Annotated in this window: 22 protein-coding genes and 1 tRNA gene; 14 read left to right on the top strand and 9 right to left on the bottom strand. The window is 46.4% G+C overall.

Translation table 11 applies throughout. The features are described 5' to 3' along the window. Window positions 1–324 precede the first annotated feature (324 nt). Window positions 325–1,758 (top strand): cytochrome P460 family protein, encoded by a 1,434-nt coding sequence (locus QL234_RS09800; RefSeq protein ID WP_281557635.1) that lies wholly within the window; start codon window positions 325–327, stop codon window positions 1,756–1,758. Between the two features lie 84 nt (window positions 1,759–1,842). Next, a complete protein-coding gene (locus QL234_RS09795) occupies window positions 1,843–2,973 on the top strand; it encodes a porin (protein ID WP_281557634.1) in 1,131 nt (376 codons plus the stop codon). An 87-nt stretch (window positions 2,974–3,060) separates the two neighbouring features. On the opposite strand, the gene QL234_RS09790 is transcribed toward QL234_RS09795, so the two are convergent. Together QL234_RS09790 and QL234_RS09785 are read right to left on the bottom strand one after the other, a co-directional pair. Next, window positions 3,061–3,810 carry a methyltransferase gene (locus QL234_RS09790; RefSeq protein ID WP_281557633.1) on the bottom strand — a complete coding sequence of 250 codons (750 nt, stop codon included), beginning with the start codon at window positions 3,808–3,810 and terminating at the stop codon, window positions 3,061–3,063. A gap of 454 nt (window positions 3,811–4,264) precedes the next feature. Beyond that, window positions 4,265–4,492 carry a hypothetical protein gene (locus QL234_RS09785; RefSeq protein ID WP_281557632.1) on the bottom strand — a complete coding sequence of 76 codons (228 nt, stop codon included), beginning with the start codon at window positions 4,490–4,492 and terminating at the stop codon, window positions 4,265–4,267. Window positions 4,493–4,824: 332 nt separating this feature from the next. On the opposite strand from QL234_RS09785, the gene QL234_RS09780 reads away from it, so the two are divergent. Next, window positions 4,825–5,436 carry a glutathione S-transferase family protein gene (locus QL234_RS09780; protein ID WP_281557631.1) on the top strand — a complete coding sequence of 204 codons (612 nt, stop codon included), beginning with the start codon at window positions 4,825–4,827 and terminating at the stop codon, window positions 5,434–5,436. Between the two features lie 74 nt (window positions 5,437–5,510). Here QL234_RS09780 and pepE read toward each other — a convergent pair whose 3' ends face one another. After that, complete coding sequence (gene pepE / locus QL234_RS09775) at window positions 5,511–6,221, bottom strand: dipeptidase PepE (protein ID WP_281557630.1); 711 nt, start codon at window positions 6,219–6,221, stop codon at window positions 5,511–5,513. A gap of 146 nt (window positions 6,222–6,367) precedes the next feature. Next, a complete protein-coding gene (locus QL234_RS09770; protein WP_281557629.1) occupies window positions 6,368–6,784 on the bottom strand; it encodes a type II toxin-antitoxin system HicB family antitoxin in 417 nt (138 codons plus the stop codon). A 561-nt stretch (window positions 6,785–7,345) separates the two neighbouring features. Here QL234_RS09770 and QL234_RS09765 point away from each other — a divergent pair. Both QL234_RS09765 and QL234_RS09760 read left to right on the top strand, forming a co-directional pair. After that, entirely contained in the window at window positions 7,346–8,242 is an 897-nt protein-coding gene (locus QL234_RS09765) for an arylamine N-acetyltransferase (protein WP_281557628.1), read from the top strand. A gap of 36 nt (window positions 8,243–8,278) precedes the next feature. After that, entirely contained in the window at window positions 8,279–8,821 is a 543-nt protein-coding gene (locus tag QL234_RS09760; protein WP_281557627.1) for a DinB family protein, read from the top strand. Window positions 8,822–8,897: 76 nt separating this feature from the next. Here QL234_RS09760 and QL234_RS09755 read toward each other — a convergent pair. From QL234_RS09755 to QL234_RS09745, 3 genes are all read right to left on the bottom strand, one after another. After that, window positions 8,898–8,974 (bottom strand) — tRNA-Pro (locus QL234_RS09755). 114 nt (window positions 8,975–9,088) lie between these two features. Beyond that, window positions 9,089–10,768: a DUF3413 domain-containing protein gene (locus tag QL234_RS09750; protein WP_281557626.1), complete on the bottom strand. Its 1,680-nt coding sequence runs from the start codon at window positions 10,766–10,768 to the stop codon at window positions 9,089–9,091. A gap of 54 nt (window positions 10,769–10,822) precedes the next feature. Beyond that, on the bottom strand, window positions 10,823–11,044 hold the full coding sequence (locus QL234_RS09745; protein ID WP_044832772.1) for a DUF1414 domain-containing protein: 222 nt from the start codon (window positions 11,042–11,044) through the stop codon (window positions 10,823–10,825). A gap of 78 nt (window positions 11,045–11,122) precedes the next feature. On the opposite strand from QL234_RS09745, the gene yejK reads away from it, so the two are divergent. From yejK to QL234_RS09715, 6 genes are all read left to right on the top strand, one after another. Then, window positions 11,123–12,178, top strand: a complete 1,056-nt coding sequence (yejK, locus tag QL234_RS09740) for a nucleoid-associated protein YejK (RefSeq protein WP_281557625.1) — start codon at window positions 11,123–11,125, stop codon at window positions 12,176–12,178. 174 nt (window positions 12,179–12,352) lie between these two features. Next, complete coding sequence (gene pyrC / locus QL234_RS09735; RefSeq protein ID WP_281557624.1) at window positions 12,353–13,384, top strand: dihydroorotase; 1,032 nt, start codon at window positions 12,353–12,355, stop codon at window positions 13,382–13,384. Window positions 13,385–13,394: 10 nt separating this feature from the next. Next, window positions 13,395–14,306: a 6-carboxytetrahydropterin synthase gene (locus QL234_RS09730; protein WP_281557623.1), complete on the top strand. Its 912-nt coding sequence runs from the start codon at window positions 13,395–13,397 to the stop codon at window positions 14,304–14,306. Further along, window positions 14,299–15,168: a M23 family metallopeptidase gene (locus QL234_RS09725; protein ID WP_281557622.1), complete on the top strand. Its 870-nt coding sequence runs from the start codon at window positions 14,299–14,301 to the stop codon at window positions 15,166–15,168. Before QL234_RS09730 ends, QL234_RS09725 begins: the two co-directional genes overlap by 8 nt. A gap of 37 nt (window positions 15,169–15,205) precedes the next feature. Further along, window positions 15,206–15,967 (top strand): transporter substrate-binding domain-containing protein, encoded by a 762-nt coding sequence (locus tag QL234_RS09720; protein WP_281557621.1) that lies wholly within the window; start codon window positions 15,206–15,208, stop codon window positions 15,965–15,967. A 64-nt stretch (window positions 15,968–16,031) separates the two neighbouring features. Next, on the top strand, window positions 16,032–16,853 hold the full coding sequence (locus QL234_RS09715; RefSeq protein WP_281557620.1) for an alpha/beta hydrolase: 822 nt from the start codon (window positions 16,032–16,034) through the stop codon (window positions 16,851–16,853). 47 nt (window positions 16,854–16,900) lie between these two features. Here the strand turns inward: QL234_RS09715 and QL234_RS09710 are convergent, their stop codons facing one another. Continuing rightward, window positions 16,901–18,151: a CaiB/BaiF CoA-transferase family protein gene (locus QL234_RS09710; RefSeq protein ID WP_281557619.1), complete on the bottom strand. Its 1,251-nt coding sequence runs from the start codon at window positions 18,149–18,151 to the stop codon at window positions 16,901–16,903. Window positions 18,152–18,393: 242 nt separating this feature from the next. Next, on the bottom strand, window positions 18,394–18,786 hold the full coding sequence (locus QL234_RS09705) for a Cd(II)/Pb(II)-responsive transcriptional regulator (protein ID WP_281557618.1): 393 nt from the start codon (window positions 18,784–18,786) through the stop codon (window positions 18,394–18,396). Between the two features lie 138 nt (window positions 18,787–18,924). On the opposite strand from QL234_RS09705, the gene QL234_RS09700 reads away from it, so the two are divergent. From QL234_RS09700 to QL234_RS09690, 3 genes are all read left to right on the top strand, one after another. Next, window positions 18,925–19,239, top strand: coding sequence for a hypothetical protein (locus tag QL234_RS09700; RefSeq protein WP_281557617.1), 315 nt, complete (start codon window positions 18,925–18,927; stop codon window positions 19,237–19,239). 102 nt (window positions 19,240–19,341) lie between these two features. Next, window positions 19,342–20,724, top strand: coding sequence for a TolC family protein (locus tag QL234_RS09695; protein WP_281557616.1), 1,383 nt, complete (start codon window positions 19,342–19,344; stop codon window positions 20,722–20,724). Next, on the top strand, window positions 20,721–21,725 hold the full coding sequence (locus tag QL234_RS09690; protein ID WP_281557615.1) for an HlyD family efflux transporter periplasmic adaptor subunit: 1,005 nt from the start codon (window positions 20,721–20,723) through the stop codon (window positions 21,723–21,725). Before QL234_RS09695 ends, QL234_RS09690 begins: the two co-directional genes overlap by 4 nt. The last annotated feature ends 10 nt before the right edge of the window (window positions 21,726–21,735 follow it).

The following is a 21,735-nucleotide window of genomic DNA, read 5'->3' as shown; positions in this document are numbered from 1 at the left end:
GCGTAGTAAAGTAAGCTCGGGCATATGAACGTAGAAGTGACCCAGGTTGCAGCAAAACAGGCTTCTCAATTTCACATCTGCGGATTTGCTCTAAGTATAACGCTATTTCTGCCCGTCACGAGCGACTCAGCCCTTGCCTGTTATAGCTTGATGCAGTGATGCCTTATCTGCACTAAAACCTGCTTGCCGGGTTTTTTCTATAAAATTGTGAATATTCTACGGCTTTTTTCGTACTTTAAACTATCCTAACTAGTTACCTTAAAATACTTTAGGGTTTGAGCAACTTTTCTACCTTTTTTATTTGCCAGTGCAGAGGGCAACTCTATGCATAATATAGAAAAGATAAGAGCGGTGTTAATTTATGCCAGGATCTGCGTGATCGCTTTTATACTGATCGGCTGCAAAGCCGGTGATGGCAAAGGTTTGGACGCCAATGGCCAGCCACTTGTTGAAGATACGCCTGAGCCGGTGATAGGCTTGTTTGTACAAATCCAGGACGATATTTTTACCGCACGCTGTATTGCCTGCCATATCGGCGCCCAGGCTCCCCAGGGGCTGGATCTTTCTGAAGGTAATGCCTATGGCAATATCGTCGGCGTCGCCAGCAATCAACAGCCGACGCTGAATTTGATCGAGCCGGATGAACCCGAACTCAGTTACCTGGTAAAAAAAATTCGTGGCGATGAAGATATTTCCGGCGGGCAAATGCCCCTGAGCGGCCCGCCATTTCTCGATGACAGCCAAATCCAGCTGGTGATTGACTGGGTTAATGACGGCGCTCCACCACCACAAGTGGCCACGCCGGCTGAATTTGTTGCCGAGCTTAGTGACTTTAGTGCTTATGGCAGCTGGTCGGCGATAGATTACTCCATAGGCGCCACCAATAATGCCCTTGGCGGCGCCCACCAGGCACAAGATGATAACTACTCGCGCCGGGTATATGCCAATGCACTGGCGCTGACGGCAACCGACAGCTATCCCAACGGGTCTATTTTTGTTAAGGAAGTTACCAGCTGGCAAAACGGGGAAAGAGAATTTTCTGCAGCCGGCGGCCTGCTGGCCATGGTAAAACGCGGCGGGGAGTTTAATCCCGGCAATAGTGGTTGGGAATGGTTTGAACTTAATCCTGATGTCTCTGAAATTGTCGGGCGCGGGGGCAATTTGATGGATGACGGTTGTAATACCTGTCATTCGCTGGCCAACTCGCAAAGCGGCGGCAGAGATTATGTTTTTGAGCACCCGAGTGAATACCAGGCGGATAACAGTGACTTTGCTGATTTTCGCAGCTGGAGTGAAATTGAAGAGCGCTCGGATCAAAACCCTTTACTGGGCGGCATGGCCCATGGCGGCGACAATCCCGACTCGACCCGGCGGATTTTCAAGAAACAGTTATATGCCAATCCCGATAGCATGGAGCAGGGCTACCCGATAGGCACCATCTTGGTTAAAGAAGTCGAGCAAGAAGGCGTTATCGTCGAGATCACTGCCATGGTGAAGCGGGGCGGCGATTTCAGTCCGGATCATCAGGACTGGGAGTGGTTTATGTTAGATCCGGATTCGCTGGAGATCATGCTTGATGATAACGGTGATGAAACCCGGGGGGCCAATCTGATGGATGGGATGTGTGCCAGCTGTCATAGCCAGGCCAACCCCGACAGTGGTTACGGCAAGGATTATGTCTTCCACCATGAAAATGATCCTTTTAACTTTGCTGATATGGCGATTTTCACCCGGCTCAAAGCTACGACAAACAATTAGCGTCCGGGAAGGCGGGCTGAGCAGCCTGCCTGATCACATCACTGTTATTAAAAATGCGTTTAATTTGAGCACTAGGATTTTTTTATGAATATTCACATTACAGCGTTAGCCCTTCGCCCTAAAGTGGCGATCTGGCTGATTTTTGCCTGTCTGCTATCTTCGCAGCTGGCAGCAGAGCCCTATTTTGCGGTCAGAGAAGGATTAAAATGCTCGGCCTGCCATACCAATATCACCGGCGGAGGACAGAGAACGGACTTTGGCTTTGTTTACCCGCAAACCCTGCTGCCTGCGGGCAAGAGTACTTTCTCTCCTAAACTTAATGATCATTTGCTGATCGGCGGTAATATCCGCAGCCGCTATGGCTATACCCGTTTTGATGAGGCAGATGCGGTTGAGGGGGCGAGTACTGAGCCGGTTGATTTTGACAATACCAGCAGTTTCGAGGTTACCAACGGCACCTTGTATATCGGGGCGCAATTCACGCCGGATCTGTTGTTTTACCTGGATCAGCAGGTGGCCCCTGAAGGAGGGAGAACCAGGGAAGCGGCGGTGATCTGGAAAAACCTCAGCGGCGGCAGTTATATCAAGGCGGGGAAATTTTTCCTGCCTTATGGCCTCAGGCTCGAAGATGATGGCGCTTTTATCCGTGAAGTCACCGGTTTTAATTTCGATAATTCCGATATCGGCCTGGAAGTGGGCATAGAGCCGGGGGATTTTTCTTTTAGTCTCGGCGTGACCAACGGCACTCAGGGCAGCGGGGAAAATAATAAGGACAAGCAATTTTCTTTTGTCGGCTCCTATATCCAGCGAAGTTACCGCCTTGGTGTTTCTTATTCGACTAATGAAGCGCCGAACCGTCAGAAAAGCACCTCCTATAATGTTTTTGCCGGTGTTAACTGGCAAAACTTTACCTTGCTGGGGGAAGTAGACTGGATTGAAAATGAAAACGGCGATCAGCAAACCGATATGATAGCGACCTTGTTTGAAGTCAATTATCTGGTGAACAAGAAAACAAATTTGAAGTTTACCTATGAGTACCTGGATCCCGACGATGATATTGATGAGAATGAGCGCGTGCGCGGCTCTGTGGTGGGGGAGTATTTCCTGAACCGTTTTTCCCAGTTACGTACCGGAATTCGAGTTTATGATGCCATTCCGCAAAACTCCCTGTGGAATCAGGACAGGTTTTTCCTGGAGCTGCATCTGTTCTACTGATTTGGAAAGGGAAATTTGCTTATGTGATAGTTCATACCCCGAAAATGCCCCAAGCAATGGCTTTGGGGCATTTTCGGCTAAGCCTGATTACTCAGGCTTTTTAAATAAGAAAGTGAAGCGATCGGTATTGCCGGTTACGGATTTGCGGCCTACTTCATAACGTAACTCATCATCCGGACGATAGTGCAGTGTGGAATAGTCGACAAATTCAAACCCTGCAGCCTGAATTTCTTTGATCGCCAATACCGGATCAAAGCGGCGGCCATTTTCATTGTCAGTACCCTGCATATGACGGCGGGTATGGTCAACAACCCCGTAGATACCGCCGGGCTTTAATGCTTTAAAGACGGAATCATTGAGCTGGGTACGGGTTTTAAGCGTCAGGTTATGGTAGTTCCTGAAGGTTAATACCGCATCGAGATCTTTAACCTTAAGATCTGTACTGGTGAGATCATAAAGTTCTTCGTTTTCGTTGTATTTAAATTCACTGTCTTTAGCGAGTACTTTCACTTTATTCAGGGCTTTTTCGCTTTCCAACGATTTTTCGATGCGGCTTGTGCCGAGGGCAAGATAAAGTTGGCCGTTATCACGTAAAGCGGGGGCTAATAACTTGGTATACCAGCCGCGGCCGGGGATCAGCTCCATTACCTTCATATCGTCTTTAATGCCAAAGAACTCTAAGGTTTGAACCGGTTTACGGTTTCTGTCGCGTTCTTTTTCTTTTTCGCTGCGCAGTTCAGACTTTAATGCCTGCTTGATCTTATCGGAAAAATCATCCGCCATGGCCGGGGTCGTTAAGGTGGCGGCGAGTAACAGAGCGGAAATTGGTTTGAGCATATTTATTCTCCAGATTGTTGTTATTTGCTTTTATGGAACCAGATCATTATTCATGGCTGGTAATAAAAAGACAGCATCAAGGGGGCGATATTTTCAAATTAAGGGTTACAAAATATGTCTCTTAAAGTGATTTATGCTTGTGTCTTTTTAATGGCTTTCATTTCTGTTTAGCCAAGACCGGGATTAGGCGTTTTTTATTTCCATCGGTAATAGTCCGGGCTTGTAATGGTTAGCCGTGGTTGTGATCATAATAGGTGTTGTAACATTGCAGGCGGTATATTGTTGCTTTAACAGTTAATAATAGATGAGTGATGTTTTGCCATGGTCCATGGTCAGTCAAGATAACAGGGGGTAAAGTGCTCGTTTGGAGGAGGGGAACTTGTGATCTTTATTTTTCATACCTTGTCTCAAAAGCGCCATAAGCACTTTTGAGAGCAGGCTAATAATTGAAGGATTAGCCTTTTGAGATTAATACCCAGTGACGGCAGCCATCTTCGCCGATATACGACTCATAGACATAACCTGGAATTAAAAAGTAATTTGGGCAATTTTTGATTGCGGCCAATTGAACAGGCGCATCTGCAGCATTATCTGCTGCGGTAACGGGTGCTTCAACAGCATTTGCTGAAGATACAAATAAGCCTGCGGATAAAGCGGATAAAATTGTTTTTTTAATAATCATTTAAATCTTCCTTTATAATTTAAAATGTAAAACTATTCTTATGACTTTTCATGATGTTGCGATAAAAACATATCGCCATCTGAAAGTGCCGTTAACATACAGGATGCTAAATAATTTAACAATGATGTTTACAAAATGTAACAAACTTGTTTGTTTGTGTGTTTTCGTTAACAAGTATTTCCTGTTTGCACGGTAAATGTCGGCATTTTCGGGTTTGTCCGGTAACACTGCTCATTTGGCTCTGAATGGAAAAAGCCTGGTTCAGCCTTGCTTTTTTCCACTGAGATCCCAAAGTTAACCCCGAAGGCATTTAAAAACATAAGGGATCTATCATGAATAATATGACATTAACCTATTTTGACATTGACGGCGGACGGGCCGAGCCGATAAGACTTGCCCTGCATATTAGCGGTATTGAATTTGTCGATGAACGCTTTGGTTTCAGTGAATTTCCCAGCGTACGGGAAAAAACACCTTTGCGCCAGGTGCCGGTGCTGATGTTAAATGAGCGACAAATAACCCAATCCAACAGTATTCTCCGTTATGTTGGCAAACAGGCGGATTTATACCCACAAGATGATTTTCAGGCGTTATTGTGCGATGAAATTTTAGATGCTATTGAAGATGCCACCCATAAACTGGTGGCAACCTTCGGTTTGTCGGGGGAAGAATTAAAAACAGCACGTCAGAGCCTGGTTGCCGGGCCATTAAAGCAGTACCTGCAATGGACACAAGCTAAACTCGAACAAGGCGGGGGAGATTATTTTATTGAAAATCGCCTGAGCATAGCCGATTTGAAAGTGTTTGTCTGGACCCGGGCATTAAGCGCCGGTCATTTGGATTTTATTCCTACGGATCTGGTGGAAAGCTGTGCGCCGAAATTGCATCAGCACATGAAGTTTATTGCCGGCCTGGGGCCTATTAGCCAGTATTATCAAAAATAATAGGTTTGATGTGGCGCTATCATCATTTCCTGGTGACAGCGCCTTATTTTTCTCACTTAAAGTGATATAGGCATTTAACCAAGCAGATGGGTTAAGTCTGTGTCCGGGGTTATATCCGACTTTTCTCCTCCCTGGAAAATAAAGCCCGGCTCGGGACCGATCAGGCTGAGTTTGCCTTGGCTGAATTTAAGCGCGGTACCTTCAACGATGGCAACAATCGGGGTTTCTTTGTCTACCACCATAAATTCTGCCAGGCGCTGTGAGCGGGTCTCACCGTTATGGCCCGGAGGATTATAATCGGTAAAATGCGGGTTTAACTGGAAGTTAACCAGGTTAAGGGCATTAAAACTTGGCGGTTCAATGATCGGCATATCATTGGTGGTGCGTATGCTTAATCCGGCGACATTAGAACCGGCGCTCCAACCGATATAAGGCATACCTGAGTTTACTTTCTCGCGGATCACCGCCAGCAACTCATGCTGATATAACTGGTGTAATAAATGAAAGGTATTGCCGCCGCCAACAGCGATTGCTTGTGCTGATCGTACAGCATCCGCAGCATTGTCATGGCTATGTATGCCGGTTACTTTAATATCCAGATCGGCGAGGGCGGTTTGCACCATCTCGGTATATTCATCGTAATTGATGGTGATACCGGCATAAGGGATAAACAATAATTCTTTTATATCACCAAGATGTTCTTTGATCATCTCTTTGGCATGGCTCAGATAATCGGTTTGTTTTGCACGTGAACTGCTCAGCAGTAATAAATGGGCATTTGTCATGTTTTGGCTGTTGTCCTTGGCTTTACTTTAATAAAAAGTGTAAATAAAAGATCTTTTGGCAAAAGTCCCGGGAGGTGATGTTTTGCCGTTACGATAAATAAAAAGATTTTAACAAAATATTGTCGCTAAACTCACCCGTTGTTTTATTATTTTTGTAATTCACTCAGGCATGCGGTGGCAATAAATCCCGATCGTGTCTTGTAAGCGGGCGATTGGGCCACCTGGTGATCGATTTTCTTGATCAATAACTCCGGCAGGGTGACATTAATTTTATGGCTTTTGCCCAGGTAAGGGGAGATGTCGATTTCTATGATGGCCCAAATAGCGTGATTGCTTTGGGCAAACTGACCTGCCTGATTAACGTAGTAATCTACCGAACGAGCATTTGGGATCGCTTCACCGTATTCTGCCAATATACTCATATGACTGGCGACTGCCTGATCTATTTTCGTTAATCCTTCATCTATGGTTCTGGCTTTTGCCTGGCAACCGGGCAAATCGGGTACCGTGATCTGGTAGTGATCGGCGGTTAATTCTTTTTCAAACTTCACCGGATATTTCATACACACTTCCCTTAATGAAATTGAACATTGGCCTAAAAGTGAACAAATTTCATTGTAACTCTTATAACTCTAAATACAAGAGCGGTCATAACCCTAATAACTCCCTGGTGAAAATTATTTGTAACTCCAATAACTCCACCGTCGAGCCTGCTAATAACTCTGATAACCCTTTAGGAGGATGTCGGTTTGGTTGGTATGCACTTATTCACTTACTTGGGATCGCATATAACTTAAGAGGATCTTTTTGAGATCCTTTCGTTGTTTTTTAAAACTCTTCTCAGGCTTGTTGTTAAGTTGAGGCCGATTTCTATGGAGTTATCAGAGGCTGTGTTGGAGGATCGTTTATATTGGAAAGGGCCGTTAACCTTGAATAAGAACGGCTTGGATCAGCAAAAGATCCTTGGCGGACGGAAGTGATCCAAAGAATAATTCTCTTTGTCCTTCGCTTTTATTTTCAATTTTCAGCTGTTAATATTTTTGCCTGTTTTGAGCCGCCAAAAGGTTTATCCCGGTTAACCGGGTGCTGACAATAACGGTGGGAATTTATCAAGGACAAATAAGATGTTAAAAAATGTCTTGGTCAAAAAGGCTTTAACCGCCAGGGAAGTTCAGCTCTACCTTGAACGTTTAAATTATCAGGAGCAGTGTCTGACCGATATCACGACATTAAAAAGCTTGCATCAGGCGCACATGGAAAATGTACCGTTTGAAAACCTTGATATTGCTTTGGGACACCGTATTGAACTGTCGCTTGAACCATTGTTTGCTAAAGTCATTCTCGGGAAGCGCGGTGGTTTTTGCTATGAAGTTAATTCACTTTTTGCCTGCCTGCTATCGACATTAGGTTTTGACGTTCATCTGCATGCCGCACGTGTGCATGGTGAAAAGGGGTACGGACCGGCATTTGATCATATGCTGCTCTCGGTTCGCCTTGATAATGCCTTATATATTGCTGATGTGGGTTTTGGCGACTCTTTTATACAGCCGTTATGCCTGATGCGGGGAGATGAGGTGTACGCGGCCAAGAAGCCCGATTCAGTTTCATTTACCTGCCTGAATCCGGAGGCCGTATGCCAGCGGCAGGTCAATTATAAAGTGGTCAAGACCGAGGACGGCCTGGTGCTGATGCAGCAAAAGCCATCGCAAACCTGGCAGGCGCAATATCTTTTTTCACTGCAAGCATTTGAAATAAGTGCTTTTGATGACATGTGCCTATATCACCAGAGTTCGCCCCAATCGAGCTTCACCCAAAAGTCGCTCTGCTCTGTAGCCACGCCGGGCGGGCGCAAGACAATGTCCAACGGCCGTTTTATTGAAACCCTTGATAATGTGCGCCGGGAGTCTGAATGCACCGAGCCTGGGCTGTACCGTGAGATGTTACAGCAACATTTTCACCTGACACTACCGCAAAAAATATCTGAGCAAAGCTGGCAAAAATTGTTAGCCCAAAAAAAATAGTCATTGATATTCAATCAAATGAAAAGGAGTTTCCCCTTGAGTTTAGTTAAAAATTTCCGGATGTTGTCACGTTATAATATCAGGATAAACAGGCAACTGCTTAGTTGCTGCGAACAGTTAAGTACACAGGCATTAACCAAAGAAAGCCATTCTTTCTTCCCGAATGTGATCAGCTACTGGAACCATCTTTTATTTGGCGATTTGATTTTATTAAAACGTCTGGCAGCTAATAATCTGGCCGGTTTTACCGTTACTGATTTTGATGTTTTTCCTGAGCCGGTGTCGCCGCAAGATATTTATCATCAGGAGTTAACGGATATTCGTGCTTTAAGAGAGCAGGTGGATCAAGTCATTGTTGAGTTTTTTACATGCCTGACTGACGATGAGTGCGCCCGGTTAATGTCTTATACCAGCACTGAAGGGGAGCTGATTAATAAATGTGTCGCCGATGTCTGCCAGCACCTGTTTAATCATCAGAGTCATCACAGGGGACAGTTAACTTGCATTTTGAGTCAACTGGGTATTGATTATGGCTGCATGGACTTGCCGATGCTGGTGCCCGAGGGCAGTGGTCAGTAGAAAAAAGCCAAAAAAAAAGCTTAACCGATAGTATCAGTTAAGCTTTTTTTATCTGTCGCTTAAGACAGAAAAAATATGGTCGGAGTGGCAAGATTCGAACTTGCGACCTCACGTCCCCCAGACGCACGCGCTACCAAGCTGCGCTACACCCCGACTGGCAAACAGTTAATGTGTTTCCTTGTTTGCGAGACGTATAATAATGATTTATTAAATGAATGCAATGAAAAAAACTTAATTATTAACTGTTTGCTGATTTATTGCCCTAAATCACTGTGTTTGCTTATTTAATTGGCTAAATTGTTTTATAAAATGCACACCGTCTATCATCAGCGGGAAGTCGGAGCTTACCGTGATCGGTGCCTGCAATTGCCTTGAATAACTTTGGAAATTACCGTTCTGGTCGATAAAAACAGATTTATCCTTGTTAAACACCATAATACCGTCGTCTGTGGTATTGGCAATCACCCGGTTTTTCTTCAGGGTCAAAAGATCGCTGCCGTTACTGTATAGGCCAGTATCCATGTCGCATCCCAGCCAGTTTTTAAATAAGGTCGGCTGCAGGTCCATCTGGCTGGTAAGGCTGCTGATATTGCTGGCTTTAGCGTCTGGCCAAAGCAAGAGCGCTGGTTTTATCGACAGTCCGCTATCCTTGCCGGTATTGCCGATTGAACTGACCCAGATGATATCCTGTTGCTGTTTTTGGCGTTGTGCCAGCAGCAGGGCATCCATAAAGAGTTCAAACTGGTACTGATCCTGGTCCGAAAAATAAATCAGGTGCAGTCCCGGCTGTAAATTATTGAGCTTTTTGGCAAAAATCAAACTGGAGATATCGTTTAACTTTTTGTGTTCGTTAAACAGCTTTTCCAGCCACAAGGCATCTCTTTGCTCTGATTTATCATCGCCGATACGGGTAAAACTGCTCGCCAGGTTTAATTGCTTAAGCTTTTGGAATAAGACCGGCTCCTGGCCTTGCTTGATGATTTCCTGCTGGTAAATGCTCGGCAAGCTGTACAATAAATTAAACCAGGCATCATCGCCTGCGGCGTTATCTATATGATGCTGCAATTTAATCGCCGGTGATGAAGCCCGTTGGGCAAATTGCCGGCTTTGTTTATCCGATAACATATCCCGGGTTAAGATAATAAAGGCTGAACGCGTCGGGGCTTCTTGATTAGTACATTGTCCGGTGAGCGCCGGATATTGAGGCACTGCCGAAGAAAAAGATAACGGACTGGTCTTTCGGGCAACATAGTCCTGCTGGTCAAACATACCGTATTTGGTCAGCAGGGTTTTTGCGGTGGTCGGGTAGGAAAGCGGCAGTACCGTATCCTGGCGCAAAATATCATAATTGAGTTCGGTATCCGCCCAGATATGGGTGATATGGCTGAAAAAGAACGATGCGACTAAACCTAAAACGATAGGGCGGGCGAACACGGTTTTTTGTAATTGCTTTAAATGCTTCCAGGCATAATTGCTGATCACAAGTTCAGCGGCGAGAATAACCAGGCATAACACTATCGAGATAAACCAGAAAGACCTGGGATCATCTTGTATTTGATTGCTAATCAACGCCAGGATCTGATCGCTCGACGAGGCATTTAAATGATAGCCCAAACGGGTATAGATAAAGGCATCGAGAATGAGCAGCAGTAATCCCAGGGTAAAGATCAGTGAAGCGCTGGTGCGGATAAACCGGGTATACGGAAACAACAGGGTTAACGGAAACACGATCAGCACAAAACTGATAAAGGTCAGGAACGCCATATGGCTGAGCCAGGTGGTTACTAAATAGATCTGACCCAGCAGGGATTCCGGACTCGACTCGCTAAACAAATAAAACGAAGACAGGGCGATGGTAATGGCAATATTAAAAAACGTGAACCAGTGGCTCCAGCTGATTAATTGCAATAATCGCTTGCTGTAGGTTTTTCGGTCAAATGACAGCATGGATGATGATTATTCTCTGGTAAATGGAAAATACTATTAGCTAAATAGTGGTTTTTAATGTGATTTTTGTACAGACTTTTTCAAAGCACTGGTAAAATTGTTTACTATTGCTTCTCTTTGCTGCTCAGGAACCTGATTATTTAAAATTTCTGTGATGGTATTTCCAAGGCACATTAAAGCTAAATCGGGGGTTGCGCCCTCGTCAACTAAAACATTTAATAAATCTTGGATAATTTTTTCTACACGTTCATTGGAATACTTGGATACAATGGGCATCTTTTACACTTAATTGCTGATGATAAACTGGCGCGTAGTTTATCAAATGCCTGAACAATATAATACTGACCTTTACCTATGAGCTTAATAATTTCCAATATCGCCCTGCATTTTTTATCGAAAAAAGAAGAAACTGGCGAAGTTTTACTGCAATTTGGCCCAGAATCCATAGAAATCGGCCAGAAGATCCAGAACTTTGTTGATGCGCTGCATAGCATTTATAACGCCAAGGGCAGTAAAGCCTACGGTAATTTTGCCACCAACTCCGGCGCCGGTGACAGCGCCAGTTTTGTCGATATTATGGAAAGTTATCTTTCTGAGGTGCAAAATTTTTATAATTTCAGCGTGCAGGGCGCCAATATGCTGAAAAACGAATTGGGTAAATATGATCTGGCGGAAACCGGCTATTTGGTAATTTGCCATTACGAACATATGGGCGGCCGTTATCTGCTGGCGGCGGTGATTCCGGTATCCGAGCATTACAGCGTTGACGGCGAGCTTAATATCTCCGCCGATCAGCACTTAGACACGGAAAAATTGCAGCTGGCGGCGCGCATTGATTTATTCGACTACCAGCAAAACCCCCAGGGCAACCGCTATATCTCCTTCATCAAGGGACGCGCCGGGCGTAAGGTTTCGGATTTCTTCTTAGACTTCCTCGGTTGTGAAGAAGGCGTCGATGCTAAAGAGCAAAGCCAGACCTTAGTGCAGGCGGTGGAAGATTATGTCAACGTTAACCAGCTTGATCCGGATGAAAAGCAGCAAACCCGTAAAGAGCTGCTCAGTTACTGTAAAGAGCAAAAAGAAACCGGACAGGATGTTTCCTTAAAAGAAGTGTCCCAGGTGATGGGCAGCGAAGAAAAAGAGCAGGACTTTTATCAGTTTTGCCAGGAGCAGTCCTATCCGATCGAAGAGTCTTTTCCCCATGACCAGGCGGTGATCAACAAGGTCACCAAATATTCCGGTTACGGTAACGGCATCAGTGTCAGTTTCGACCGGGGTCACTTTGGCCGGGATGTGGTTTATAATCCGGTGCAGGAAACGTTAACCATACATAAAGTGCCGCCTAATTTAAAAGATCAGCTGCTTAATTTATTAAAAACCGAGCAGGGCGCACAAGAAGAAAGCGAATAATCCCGCCGGATTATGATAAAATCGCTAATTGCACAGCAGTTAGCGAATAAAGATTTTGTTCTTTTAGTTAGAGAATTAGTCCATATGCCTGGGCATATGGTTCATTTTTGCCGTAGCAAAGGTTGTTTTCCGCTACGGCCGCATTAAACAGCATTAAATAAATAGGTAAGATCCATGACAACATTAACCATTACCCGTCCCGATGACTGGCATGTACATTTGCGCGACGGCGCGGTTTTAACCAATACGGTAGCCGATATCAGTCGTTATTTTGGCCGGGCGATTGTTATGCCAAACCTGGTCCCCCCGGTCACCGATGCCAGCTCAGCCAAAGCCTATTACGATCGGATCATGGCGCAAAACCCACAAGCTCATTTTACCCCTTTGATGGTGTTATATCTTACCGATGAAACCACACCACAAGATATTATCGACGCCAAAGCGCAGGGGCTGGTGGTAGCCGCTAAACTTTACCCGGCCGGTGCCACCACCAACTCTTCTTCCGGTGTTACCGATATCAGTAAGCTGGGACCGGTATTTGCCGCCATGGAGCAGTTGGGTATGCTGCTGCTTATTCACGGTGAAGTGACCGACCATGATATTGATATTTTTGACCGTGAAGGGGTCTTTATTGAAAGAACCTTAAGACCTCTGGTAGCCCAGTACCCCAATTTAAAAGTAGTGCTTGAGCATATCACCACCAAAAATGCCGTGGAATTTGTCAATGAAGCCGGCAGCAATGTTGCCGCTACCATTACCGCCCACCATTTATTGTTCAACCGCAACCATATGCTGGTTGGCGGCATACGTCCCCATTATTTCTGCTTGCCTATCCTGAAACGTAATATCCATCAGCAGGCCTTGATAGAAGCGGCGACCAGCGGCAGTGAGAAATTCTTCCTGGGTACAGATTCGGCCCCGCATACCCAGCAGGCGAAAGAAGCCGCTTGTGGCTGCGCCGGCGCCTATACCGCCCATGCCGCGATTGAACTTTATGCCGAAGCGTTTGAAGAAGCGGATGCCCTGGATAAACTTGAAGCCTTTGCCAGCCTTAACGGTCCGCGTTTTTATGGCTTACCGGTCAATGGTGATAAAATCACTTTAGAGAAGAAAAGCTGGCAGGTGCCGACCAGTTTACCTTTTGGCGAAGACAAGGTTATCCCGATCCGCGCAGACGATACCATCACCTGGCAAGTGAAAGGTTAAGGGAGTAAAGATGCAATTATTTGTAAATGACTTAACGGTGATCGACTTTTCCTATTTGTGTAAGCAAAGGGGCATAGTGGGTGAAAGCTGGATAGTGGATGTCTTGCTCGATGGCGACTTAAATGAGCAAAGCATGGTGCTGGACTTTGCCATTGTCAAAAAACAGATCAAAGCCATCATCGATGACGCGGTAGATCATAAGTTGTTGTTACCTAACAAAGAATCAAGGTTACGCGTTACTGATTCTATTGATAATGACCAGCATGAATACGTGGATTTTGACTCGGAGGTGGGCAGTTATTACCTGCAGTCGCCTAAATGTGCCTTTGCCAAAATTGACAGCGAGGCGGTGACAATTGAAGCGGTGACCGCCCATTTGCAAACCATTATCAAGCAGCAATTACCCGGCAATATCCAGGGATTGACCCTGAACCTGCGTCCGGAAAAAATTGACGGATTTTATTACCACTACACCCATGGTTTGAAAAAACATGACGGCAACTGTCAGCGTATTGCCCATGGCCACAGATCTAAAATCCAGCTTTATAAAAATGACATGCGCTCTATCTCGTTAGAGAAAAACTGGTGTCAGCGCTGGCAGGATATTTATTTGGCCAGTGAAGAAGACAGAAGCAGTTTTGAACAGATCCAGCTATCGGCCCAGGCAAAAGCAGCGCTGGACAAAGAAGCCTCTGCTCAAGATGAAAGGGTGTCCGGTCACCAATATTTCGCCTACCATGCGCCCCAGGGACGTTTTGATATTGCCGTGCCTTCCAGCATCCTTGAAGTGGTTGACTGTGATTCCACCGTGGAATTGTTGGCGGATTATATTGCCCGTCAGCTGAAAAAAACCTCGCCACAAGATAACTTTAAAGTGGTTGCTTTTGAAGGAGTAGCCAAGGGAGCGATAGCCGATGTCTAGAAAACTGCTTTCTGTTGTTTGTTTGGGTCTGTTCTTTACCGCAGCGCCTGTAACTGTTAGTGCCCATGGTGAAGACCATAAAGGTCACAGCACAGCCCAAAGCCAAACCCGCCTGGAGCTTTTTGGTGAAATTTCGCAAGGGGGCCTGGTTGTCGGGAAAACCTCGGCGGCTAATACCGTCAAACTTGATGATCAACAGCTGCAACTCTCGCCTGAAGGGGAATTTGTGTTTGGCTTTGGCCGGGACGACAGTAAAAAATATCGCTTACAGGTGATTTCACCAAACGGTTCTATCCGGGAGCAATACCTGACGCCCGCTAAACGTGAATATAATATTCAGCGCATTGAAGGTATCAAGAAAAGCATCATGCAGCCCAACCCCAAAGCGGTTGCCCGGTCGAAAAAAGACAATGCGCAAATTGCCCAGGCAAGGAAAACCGCCAGCAGTCTCACCAGCTTTGCCGGCGGCTTTATCCCGCCGATAAAGGGAACGATTACCGGTGTGTACGGCAGTCAGCGGGTTTTTAACGGTGAGCCTAAACGGCCGCATTTTGGCCTGGATTATGCCGGAGATGTCGGCGATCCGGTTAAAGCCCCGGCATCGGGTAAAGTGCTGTTATATGTGCCGGACATGTTTTATTCCGGCGGTACTATGATCATAGATCACGGCCAGGGTATCACCTCGACCTTTTTGCATTTAAGCGATGCCTATGTCAAAGCCGGGGATGAGGTTAAACAGGGCCAGGTGGTGGCGGCGGTCGGTAAAAGCGGCCGGGCAACCGGCCCCCATCTGGACTGGCGCATTAACTGGTTTAATGTCCGTCTGGATCCGGCATTGGCGTTAAAGGTTCATCCGCTATAATAACCTTAGGGCAGCCGACACAAGAATGTTTATTGTCATGATAAAATCGCTGTTATTGGTTGCCTTAATTTTTCTCCCTCTCTATAGCCAGGCCCGGACCATATCGGCAGGCTGGGAAATCTGGTATCCCTACCAGTATCGTAATAAAGCCCAGCAACTCCTTGGTGCTGATTTTGATATTTTAAATGCTGCGGCAGCACGCGCCGGGTTTAATATCCGTTATAGTGAGATCCCCTGGCGGCGTCTGCTGCAATTTGTTAAAAGCGGCGAAATGGATATTGCCATGGGGGTCTCCTATAACGATGAGCGGGCACAAGATGCTTATTTCTCAGTGCCATACCGCCTTGAAGTGATCCGCTTGTTCCTGAAAAAGGAGCAATCAGCAAAGTTTACCCTTAATTCTCTGACGGATATTACCTTGAGTGATTATATGATAGGGATTGAGGGAGGTTATTATTACGGTGAAGTTTTTGCCGGACTCATGCAAGACCCTAAGTTTAGTGCCCACTTCAGAGAAGCCGTTGATATCGAAGGCAATGTGCTGATGCTGGTAAAAGGGCAAATTGATGGCTTTCTGGTGGATCCCAATACCATGAAGGCTTTTGGCAAAAGGTATGCTATGGAAGAGGAGTTTGAAGTACACCCTATGGTTGTCTATCAGAGTGATATTCACTTTATGCTCAGTAAGGCCTCGGTATCTGCCGATGAGTTTGCCCGTTTTAATCAGGCGTTGATCGAAATGCGTGATAGCGGTCAACTGGCACAGATCCTCAACGCTTGGTCAATTAATACTGACTAGTTAATTGTTTATCACCCCATGTTTTTAAATAAAAATATTCTTTTAAGTAAAGTAAGGAAAAGTTTTGTCGTATCCTGATTCAGCAAGTGCTCTGGCAAATCATCAGTTTGTTCCTTTCGCCAACGGCGACTTTATCCGTTATCAGTTAATTCCTGCGGCTGCAGATGATAACAAGCCATATCTGGTGTTTTTACATGAAGGTCTGGGATGCCAGGCGATGTGGAAGGGATTTCCCGAGCTGCTTTGTCAGGCCACGGGATGTCCCGGCCTGGTATATGATCGTTTGGGCTACGGTCAGTCATCGCCGTTAACACAAACACGTACTATCGATTATATGCATGATTATGCCCGGCAAGAATTGCCCTGGGTGTTGGAAGCGGTGATCCCGGGGAAAGCCTTTATCTTAATCGGCCATTCCGATGGCGGCAGTATCAGTCTTATCTACGGGGCTCATCATAAAGACAGGCAAGCGCCTTTACTCAAAGGTATCATCACCGAAGCGGCCCATGTGTTTGTCGAGCCGGAAACGATTGCCGGGATAGAAGCCGCGGATCTTGCCTGGCAGGCGGGCAAACTTAAAGGTTTGGCTAAATATCACGGCGATAAGACCGAAAATATTTTTAAGGCCTGGTCCGATACCTGGCTGACCAGCTGGTTTAAACACTGGAATATCGAAGCTTTACTGCCTGAAATTACCGTGCCCTTGCTGGCACTGCAGGGAGAAGAAGATCAATACGGTTCAATTGCCCAGGTGGATGCCATAGTGCAGCAATCGTCCGGGCCGGCAGAGGGCAAAATTATTCAAGATTGCCAGCATACGCCGCATCTGGAAGCACAAGCTGTGGTGCTGAGGCAAATGACAGGCTTTATTAGCCGCTTAAGTTAAAAATATAAGCCGGGTGGTATTAAGCCCGGCGTGATATTCAGTATTCATCAGGAGATAATACCGGCCTCAAACAGCCGATCTATTTGGCTTTGGCTATAACCCAACTCTTGAGTCAACAATTGCCGGGTATGCTGGCCCAAATTCGGCGATGCGCTTTTATATTGCAACGGTGTTTGAGATAAGTTTATCGGTGAAGCGACGGTTTTGATCAAATCACCGTTTTCATCCGGCACCTGTTTGATCATTTTTCTGTGTTTGATCTGCGGATGATTGACTACCTGTTCCAGGGTATTGACTGCGCCGCAGGGCACCGCGATTTGTTCCAGTTCATTCACCCACCAGCTTGTGGTGTGCCTGGCAAGTTTTTGCGCTATGATAGGAATAAGCTGCTTACGGTTTAAAACCCGGGCAGCATTGGTGCTAAAGCGGCCCGACTCTGCCAGCTCGGCGCAACCGGCAAGGCGGCAGAATTTCTCAAATTGCTGATCATTGCCTATTGCCAGGATCAGGTTGCCGTCCTGGGTGGCAAATGTCTGGTAGGGCACGATATTGGGATGACCATTGCCCAGCCTTTGCGGATTCTCACCGGTGGCAAGATAATTCATGCCCTGGTTGGCTAAAATGGCCAGCTGGACATCGAGCAGGGAAATATCTATGTATTGCCCGTATCCTTTGTTGCTTGAATACCTGGCGAGCAGGGCTGCTAAAATGGCATTGCAGCTATATAAGCCGGTGGCGATATCCACCAGGGCAACCCCTACCTTCATCGGCACACCGTCCGGCTCACCGGTCAGGCTCATCAGGCCGCCTTCCCCCTGGATCATGGCATCATAACCGGCTTTATGGGCGCTGGGGCCGTTTTGGCCAAAACCTGTGATGGAGCAATAAACAAGCTTGGGATTAAGTGTTTTGAGGCTGGCATAATCCAGCCCGTATTGTTTTAAACCGCCGACTTTATAGTTTTCGATCACCACATCCGCCTGCAGGATCAGCTCTTTAATGAGCTGCTGCCCCTGTGCTGTGGTGATATCGACGGCCATCGATTGTTTATTGCGGTTGGCGCAATGAAAGTAAGCGGCACTTTCTGCTGCTGATCCTGTCGACCTTTTATTTACGGCAGTTTGCTTGGCGGCAGGAGAGATAAACGGTGGGCCCCATAAACGGGTATCATCACCTTTGCCCGGGCGCTCAACCTTGATCACCTGTGCCCCCATATCTGCCAGCATTTGTGATGCCCAAGGGCCTGCTAAGATGCGGCTTAAGTCAATAACTTTGATGTTATTCAAAGGGGCCGTCATAAGCTAAATACCGCTAAAGTGTTAATGGCATGCACTCCGTTACAAGAGGGAGTTATCCGGCTGAAATTAATATGGGTAAGTTTTATCAAGTGATACTCTAATTTACTGATCTCTTTATGATAAATATAAAATATCATAAATGATAATTTAATGGCAGAGCTAAGGTTATACGGCTAAGCCGTTAGCGAAATTTTTCACAAGGGAAGAGCAGGATAAGTTGTTCCCTTGAGAAAATATAATGTCTAATTATCCTGATGCAGGTTTTTTAAAATCTGGCATTCGCCGACAATATCATTGGGACAGGATGTCGATAAGGCATGCAGGGTCTGTTCAAGCTGGGTAAGCTCTGAGATGGTGCGCCGGACTTTTTCCAGTTGTTGCTCAATCAGCGAGTCCACCCCGTGGCAGGAGGAAGTTTTATCCGATTGCACCTGTATCAGGGTATTAATATCTTCGAGGGGAATTTTCAGCTCGCGGCAACGCCTGATAAAGATCAAACGTTCAACGTCTGCTTGTTGATATTCACGGTAGCCGTTGGCATTGCGGCAGGGAGCCGGCAACAGGGCGATATCTTCATAATAACGAATGGTTTTACTGGGAACCTGGGCTAATTTAGCGAGCTGGCTGATTTTCAAAAGTCTTGACCTTACTGTAACTGGAAGGTTTATGATGCAGGGATTAGTTGATGAATTCAAATATTAACGGGTTTTATCCCTTATTTTTTACAGCACATGAGTCGCTTAGCCTGCCTTTTTCAGCCATTGGTGAAATTAATGCCTTTTATATGGGGTTATTTGCTGGTGGCTGTTCTTAGCCTGCAATCGGCTTTTGCTGCGACAGACTTTTGTGATTTTGGTGAGAATCACAGTCAGGTGAAAGCCGAGCAGCTGGATATATCAGAGCAGGAAGCTGTCCATGAAGATTGTGCTGAATGCAGTTGCCAATCTTGTCCTTGTTGTTCAAATGTGACTTTTGCACTGGCGTCATTGTTTCCGCAATTTGATAGTATTGAACCTTTTATCTCTGCTTTTGAACCGGCACGGTTTGATAGTCCCTATTATTTGTTGTTGCGGCCCCCGAAAATTTGATCCTGTAAATTTATTAACTCTCTTTTGAATGAGTTATTTAATACCGGGTGGTTTATTTAAAAAAACCACTATTTTCATTGGATTACGCAGGATAAAACACAGATGTTTTATAGTTTTTATGTGCCTGTTAAAGGCGCAGACTTGCTACGCCCGGCAGCAAAATGCTTAGTGGCTGTTAGTCTATTGCTGTTCAGCGCTTGGTCAAACGCCGAAAACAGGTCACAGGACTTGTCCCAGGATGAGGTTAAAGAAACCCGCTTAACTCTGGCCTCGGCCATTAAACGCGCACTTAAAGAACACCCGTCCTTAAAAGTGTTTAATTACCGGAAAAGCGCTCTGGAGGGTCAACAACAAACGCAGGCCTTAACGCCGGGTTATGAACTGGGGGTTGAGCTGGAAAACTTTGCCGGAACCGGGGATTTAAGCGGTATTACCGCTGCCGCTCTTACGGTTTCCTTATCTTCGGTGCTGGAAATGGGGGACAAGCGCTCTGCACGCCTCGGAATCGTCAATAACCGCAGCCTGGTTAATGAAGCCGAGCGAAAGCTTGCTTCGTTAAACTTGCTGGGGGAGGTTACCCGCAGGTATATAGTTGTGCTTGGTGCACAGGAGCGAGTGTTTTTGGCTAAAGAAGCCAGAGCGCTGGCACAAGAGGCGCTGCAGGAAGTTGAAAAGCGCTTTAACGCCGGTGCTGCCCCCGGGGCAGAAGTTAAACGGGCGAGGGCGGCTGTCGGCAATGCAACTTTGACCGTCTCGGGCGAGCAGCAACAATTGGAGCAGGCCAAACTGACCTTAGCCATGATGTGGCAGGAAACCCAGCCTTCATTTTCCCGGGTACAGGGGCAGCTTTTCAACTTTTCCGACGATATCGAATTCAGCCGTTTATTCGCCAAAGTGAAAAAAAATCCGGCGATTTTGCTATTGGCCGGTGAAGAGCGCTTAAAAGAAGCCGAAATACGTTTGGCCCGCACGCAGGCAAAGGCCGATATCACATGGTCGGTGGGGGTAAAACAAAACCAGGAACTTAATGATACCGCACTCATTGCAGGTTTTAGCCTGCCGTTATTTGCCCCTGAGCGCAATCATGGCACGCTGGTGTCGGCCCGGGCAGAGCGTGAACAGGTGCTTGCCCGAAAAGAAACCGCGGTGCTCAAGCTGCACAGTCAACTCTTTCTGGCCTACTCAAGCAGAAAACAGGCGATTTTTACCGCCAAGAGTTTGCAAAATACCATCATACCCACGTTAAAACAGGCACTTGATGAAACACAAGTTGCCTATCAAAGCGGACGCTACAGTTATCTGGATTATATTACGGCAAGACAAGAATTACTGTTTGCCCGCAGGTCGTTGATTGAAGCCGGTATTGCCGCTCTATCCTATGGTGCGGATATAGAGCAACTTATTGCTGAGCCGCTGTCTGCCGCTGTAAGCCCGGAGCTATCCGGACATAGTGTAAAAAATAAATTTCAAGGATTAACACAATGAAGCCTTTTTCCTCCTTTTCATTAATCTCCTTATTTTTAGGGACTCTGGTGATGGCTTTTCCTCAAAAGAGTTATGGAGCAGCTTTCTCCGGTAGTGATCATGAGCACTCAGCGCCACACGAAGATGCCGACGAACACGGTGATGGACATGGTAATGGCCATAAAGACGAGCATGGTGATGAGCACGGCGGGCAGGAAGGGCTTATTGAAATCACCCCTTTGCTTGCACAAAAGGCAGGTATCAAGACCATGCCTGCCGGTAGCGGCGTAATAAAACAAACCGTCACCGTATATGGAAAATCTGTTACTGAGCCAAGCCGGATCAGCCACATAAAGGCACGTTTTTCTGGCGTCATCACTGAGCTTAACGTTAATGTCGGCGACAGGGTTGAAGCGGGTGACGTGTTGGCGCAAGTAGAGTCTAACTCCAGCCTGACCCGTTATCCGTTAACCGCACCGATTTCAGGAAATGTGGTAACGCGTAACGCTAATCCGGGGGAGTTGGCCGACGGTCAAGTACTGTTGACCCTGGCGGATTACAGCAGCTTGTGGGTTGAATACCAAATTTTTCCCGGGCAGGCACAAACGGTTACATCAGGGCAAGCCGTTACGGTTTCGTCCGGGTTTGAGCAAGCTCAGTCTAGCATAAAACACCTGCTACCCGGCCGGTCAAACCAGGACTTTTTGATTGCCAGAGTGCCTCTGGATAACAGCAAGGGGAATTGGTCACCGGGTGTGTTGCTCTCAGGCTCAATCGTGTTGCGTCAAATCGAAGTACCGCTTGTGGTGGCTAACCGTGCTCTGCAGGAAGTTGAGGGGCAGCAGGTGGTGTTCGTCAGCACAGAGCAAGGCTTTCAAACCCGCGCTGTGCAATTGGGACAAAGTGACGGCATCTCTACCCGGGTGCTTTCGGGGCTGAGTGTTGGCGAGCACTATGTTGTTGAAAACAGCTATCTGCTGAAGGCGGATCTGGAAAAATCCAGCGCCGGACACCACCACTAGGGCGAGGAAA

The sequence above is a fragment of the Thalassomonas sp. RHCl1 genome, assembly GCF_947387555.1.
Classification (GTDB): Bacteria; Pseudomonadota; Gammaproteobacteria; order Enterobacterales; family Alteromonadaceae; genus Thalassomonas.
Note: the sequence above shows the minus strand (reverse complement) of the source record. Positions and strands in the feature narration are given on the sequence as shown.

Bases quoted from the DNA above. Each gene is read 5' to 3' on its own strand.
- QL234_RS09800 (WP_281557635.1), top strand. From the start codon at position 325: ATGCATAATATAGAAAAGATAAGAGCGGTGTTAATTTATGCCAGGATC.
- QL234_RS09795 (WP_281557634.1), top strand. From the start codon at position 1,843: ATGAATATTCACATTACAGCGTTAGCCCTTCGCCCTAAAGTGGCGATC.
- QL234_RS09790 (WP_281557633.1), bottom strand. From the start codon at position 3,810: ATGCTCAAACCAATTTCCGCTCTGTTACTCGCCGCCACCTTAACGACC.
- QL234_RS09785 (WP_281557632.1), bottom strand. From the start codon at position 4,492: ATGATTATTAAAAAAACAATTTTATCCGCTTTATCCGCAGGCTTATTT.
- QL234_RS09780 (WP_281557631.1), top strand. From the start codon at position 4,825: ATGAATAATATGACATTAACCTATTTTGACATTGACGGCGGACGGGCC.
- pepE (WP_281557630.1), bottom strand. From the start codon at position 6,221: ATGACAAATGCCCATTTATTACTGCTGAGCAGTTCACGTGCAAAACAA.
- QL234_RS09770 (WP_281557629.1), bottom strand. From the start codon at position 6,784: ATGAAATATCCGGTGAAGTTTGAAAAAGAATTAACCGCCGATCACTAC.
- QL234_RS09765 (WP_281557628.1), top strand. From the start codon at position 7,346: ATGTTAAAAAATGTCTTGGTCAAAAAGGCTTTAACCGCCAGGGAAGTT.
- QL234_RS09750 (WP_281557626.1), bottom strand. From the start codon at position 10,768: ATGCTGTCATTTGACCGAAAAACCTACAGCAAGCGATTATTGCAATTA.
- QL234_RS09745 (WP_044832772.1), bottom strand. From the start codon at position 11,044: ATGCCCATTGTATCCAAGTATTCCAATGAACGTGTAGAAAAAATTATC.
- yejK (WP_281557625.1), top strand. From the start codon at position 11,123: ATGAGCTTAATAATTTCCAATATCGCCCTGCATTTTTTATCGAAAAAA.
- pyrC (WP_281557624.1), top strand. From the start codon at position 12,353: ATGACAACATTAACCATTACCCGTCCCGATGACTGGCATGTACATTTG.
- QL234_RS09730 (WP_281557623.1), top strand. From the start codon at position 13,395: ATGCAATTATTTGTAAATGACTTAACGGTGATCGACTTTTCCTATTTG.
- QL234_RS09725 (WP_281557622.1), top strand. From the start codon at position 14,299: ATGTCTAGAAAACTGCTTTCTGTTGTTTGTTTGGGTCTGTTCTTTACC.
- QL234_RS09720 (WP_281557621.1), top strand. From the start codon at position 15,206: ATGATAAAATCGCTGTTATTGGTTGCCTTAATTTTTCTCCCTCTCTAT.
- QL234_RS09710 (WP_281557619.1), bottom strand. From the start codon at position 18,151: ATGACGGCCCCTTTGAATAACATCAAAGTTATTGACTTAAGCCGCATC.
- QL234_RS09700 (WP_281557617.1), top strand. From the start codon at position 18,925: ATGCCTTTTATATGGGGTTATTTGCTGGTGGCTGTTCTTAGCCTGCAA.
- QL234_RS09695 (WP_281557616.1), top strand. From the start codon at position 19,342: ATGTTTTATAGTTTTTATGTGCCTGTTAAAGGCGCAGACTTGCTACGC.
- QL234_RS09690 (WP_281557615.1), top strand. From the start codon at position 20,721: ATGAAGCCTTTTTCCTCCTTTTCATTAATCTCCTTATTTTTAGGGACT.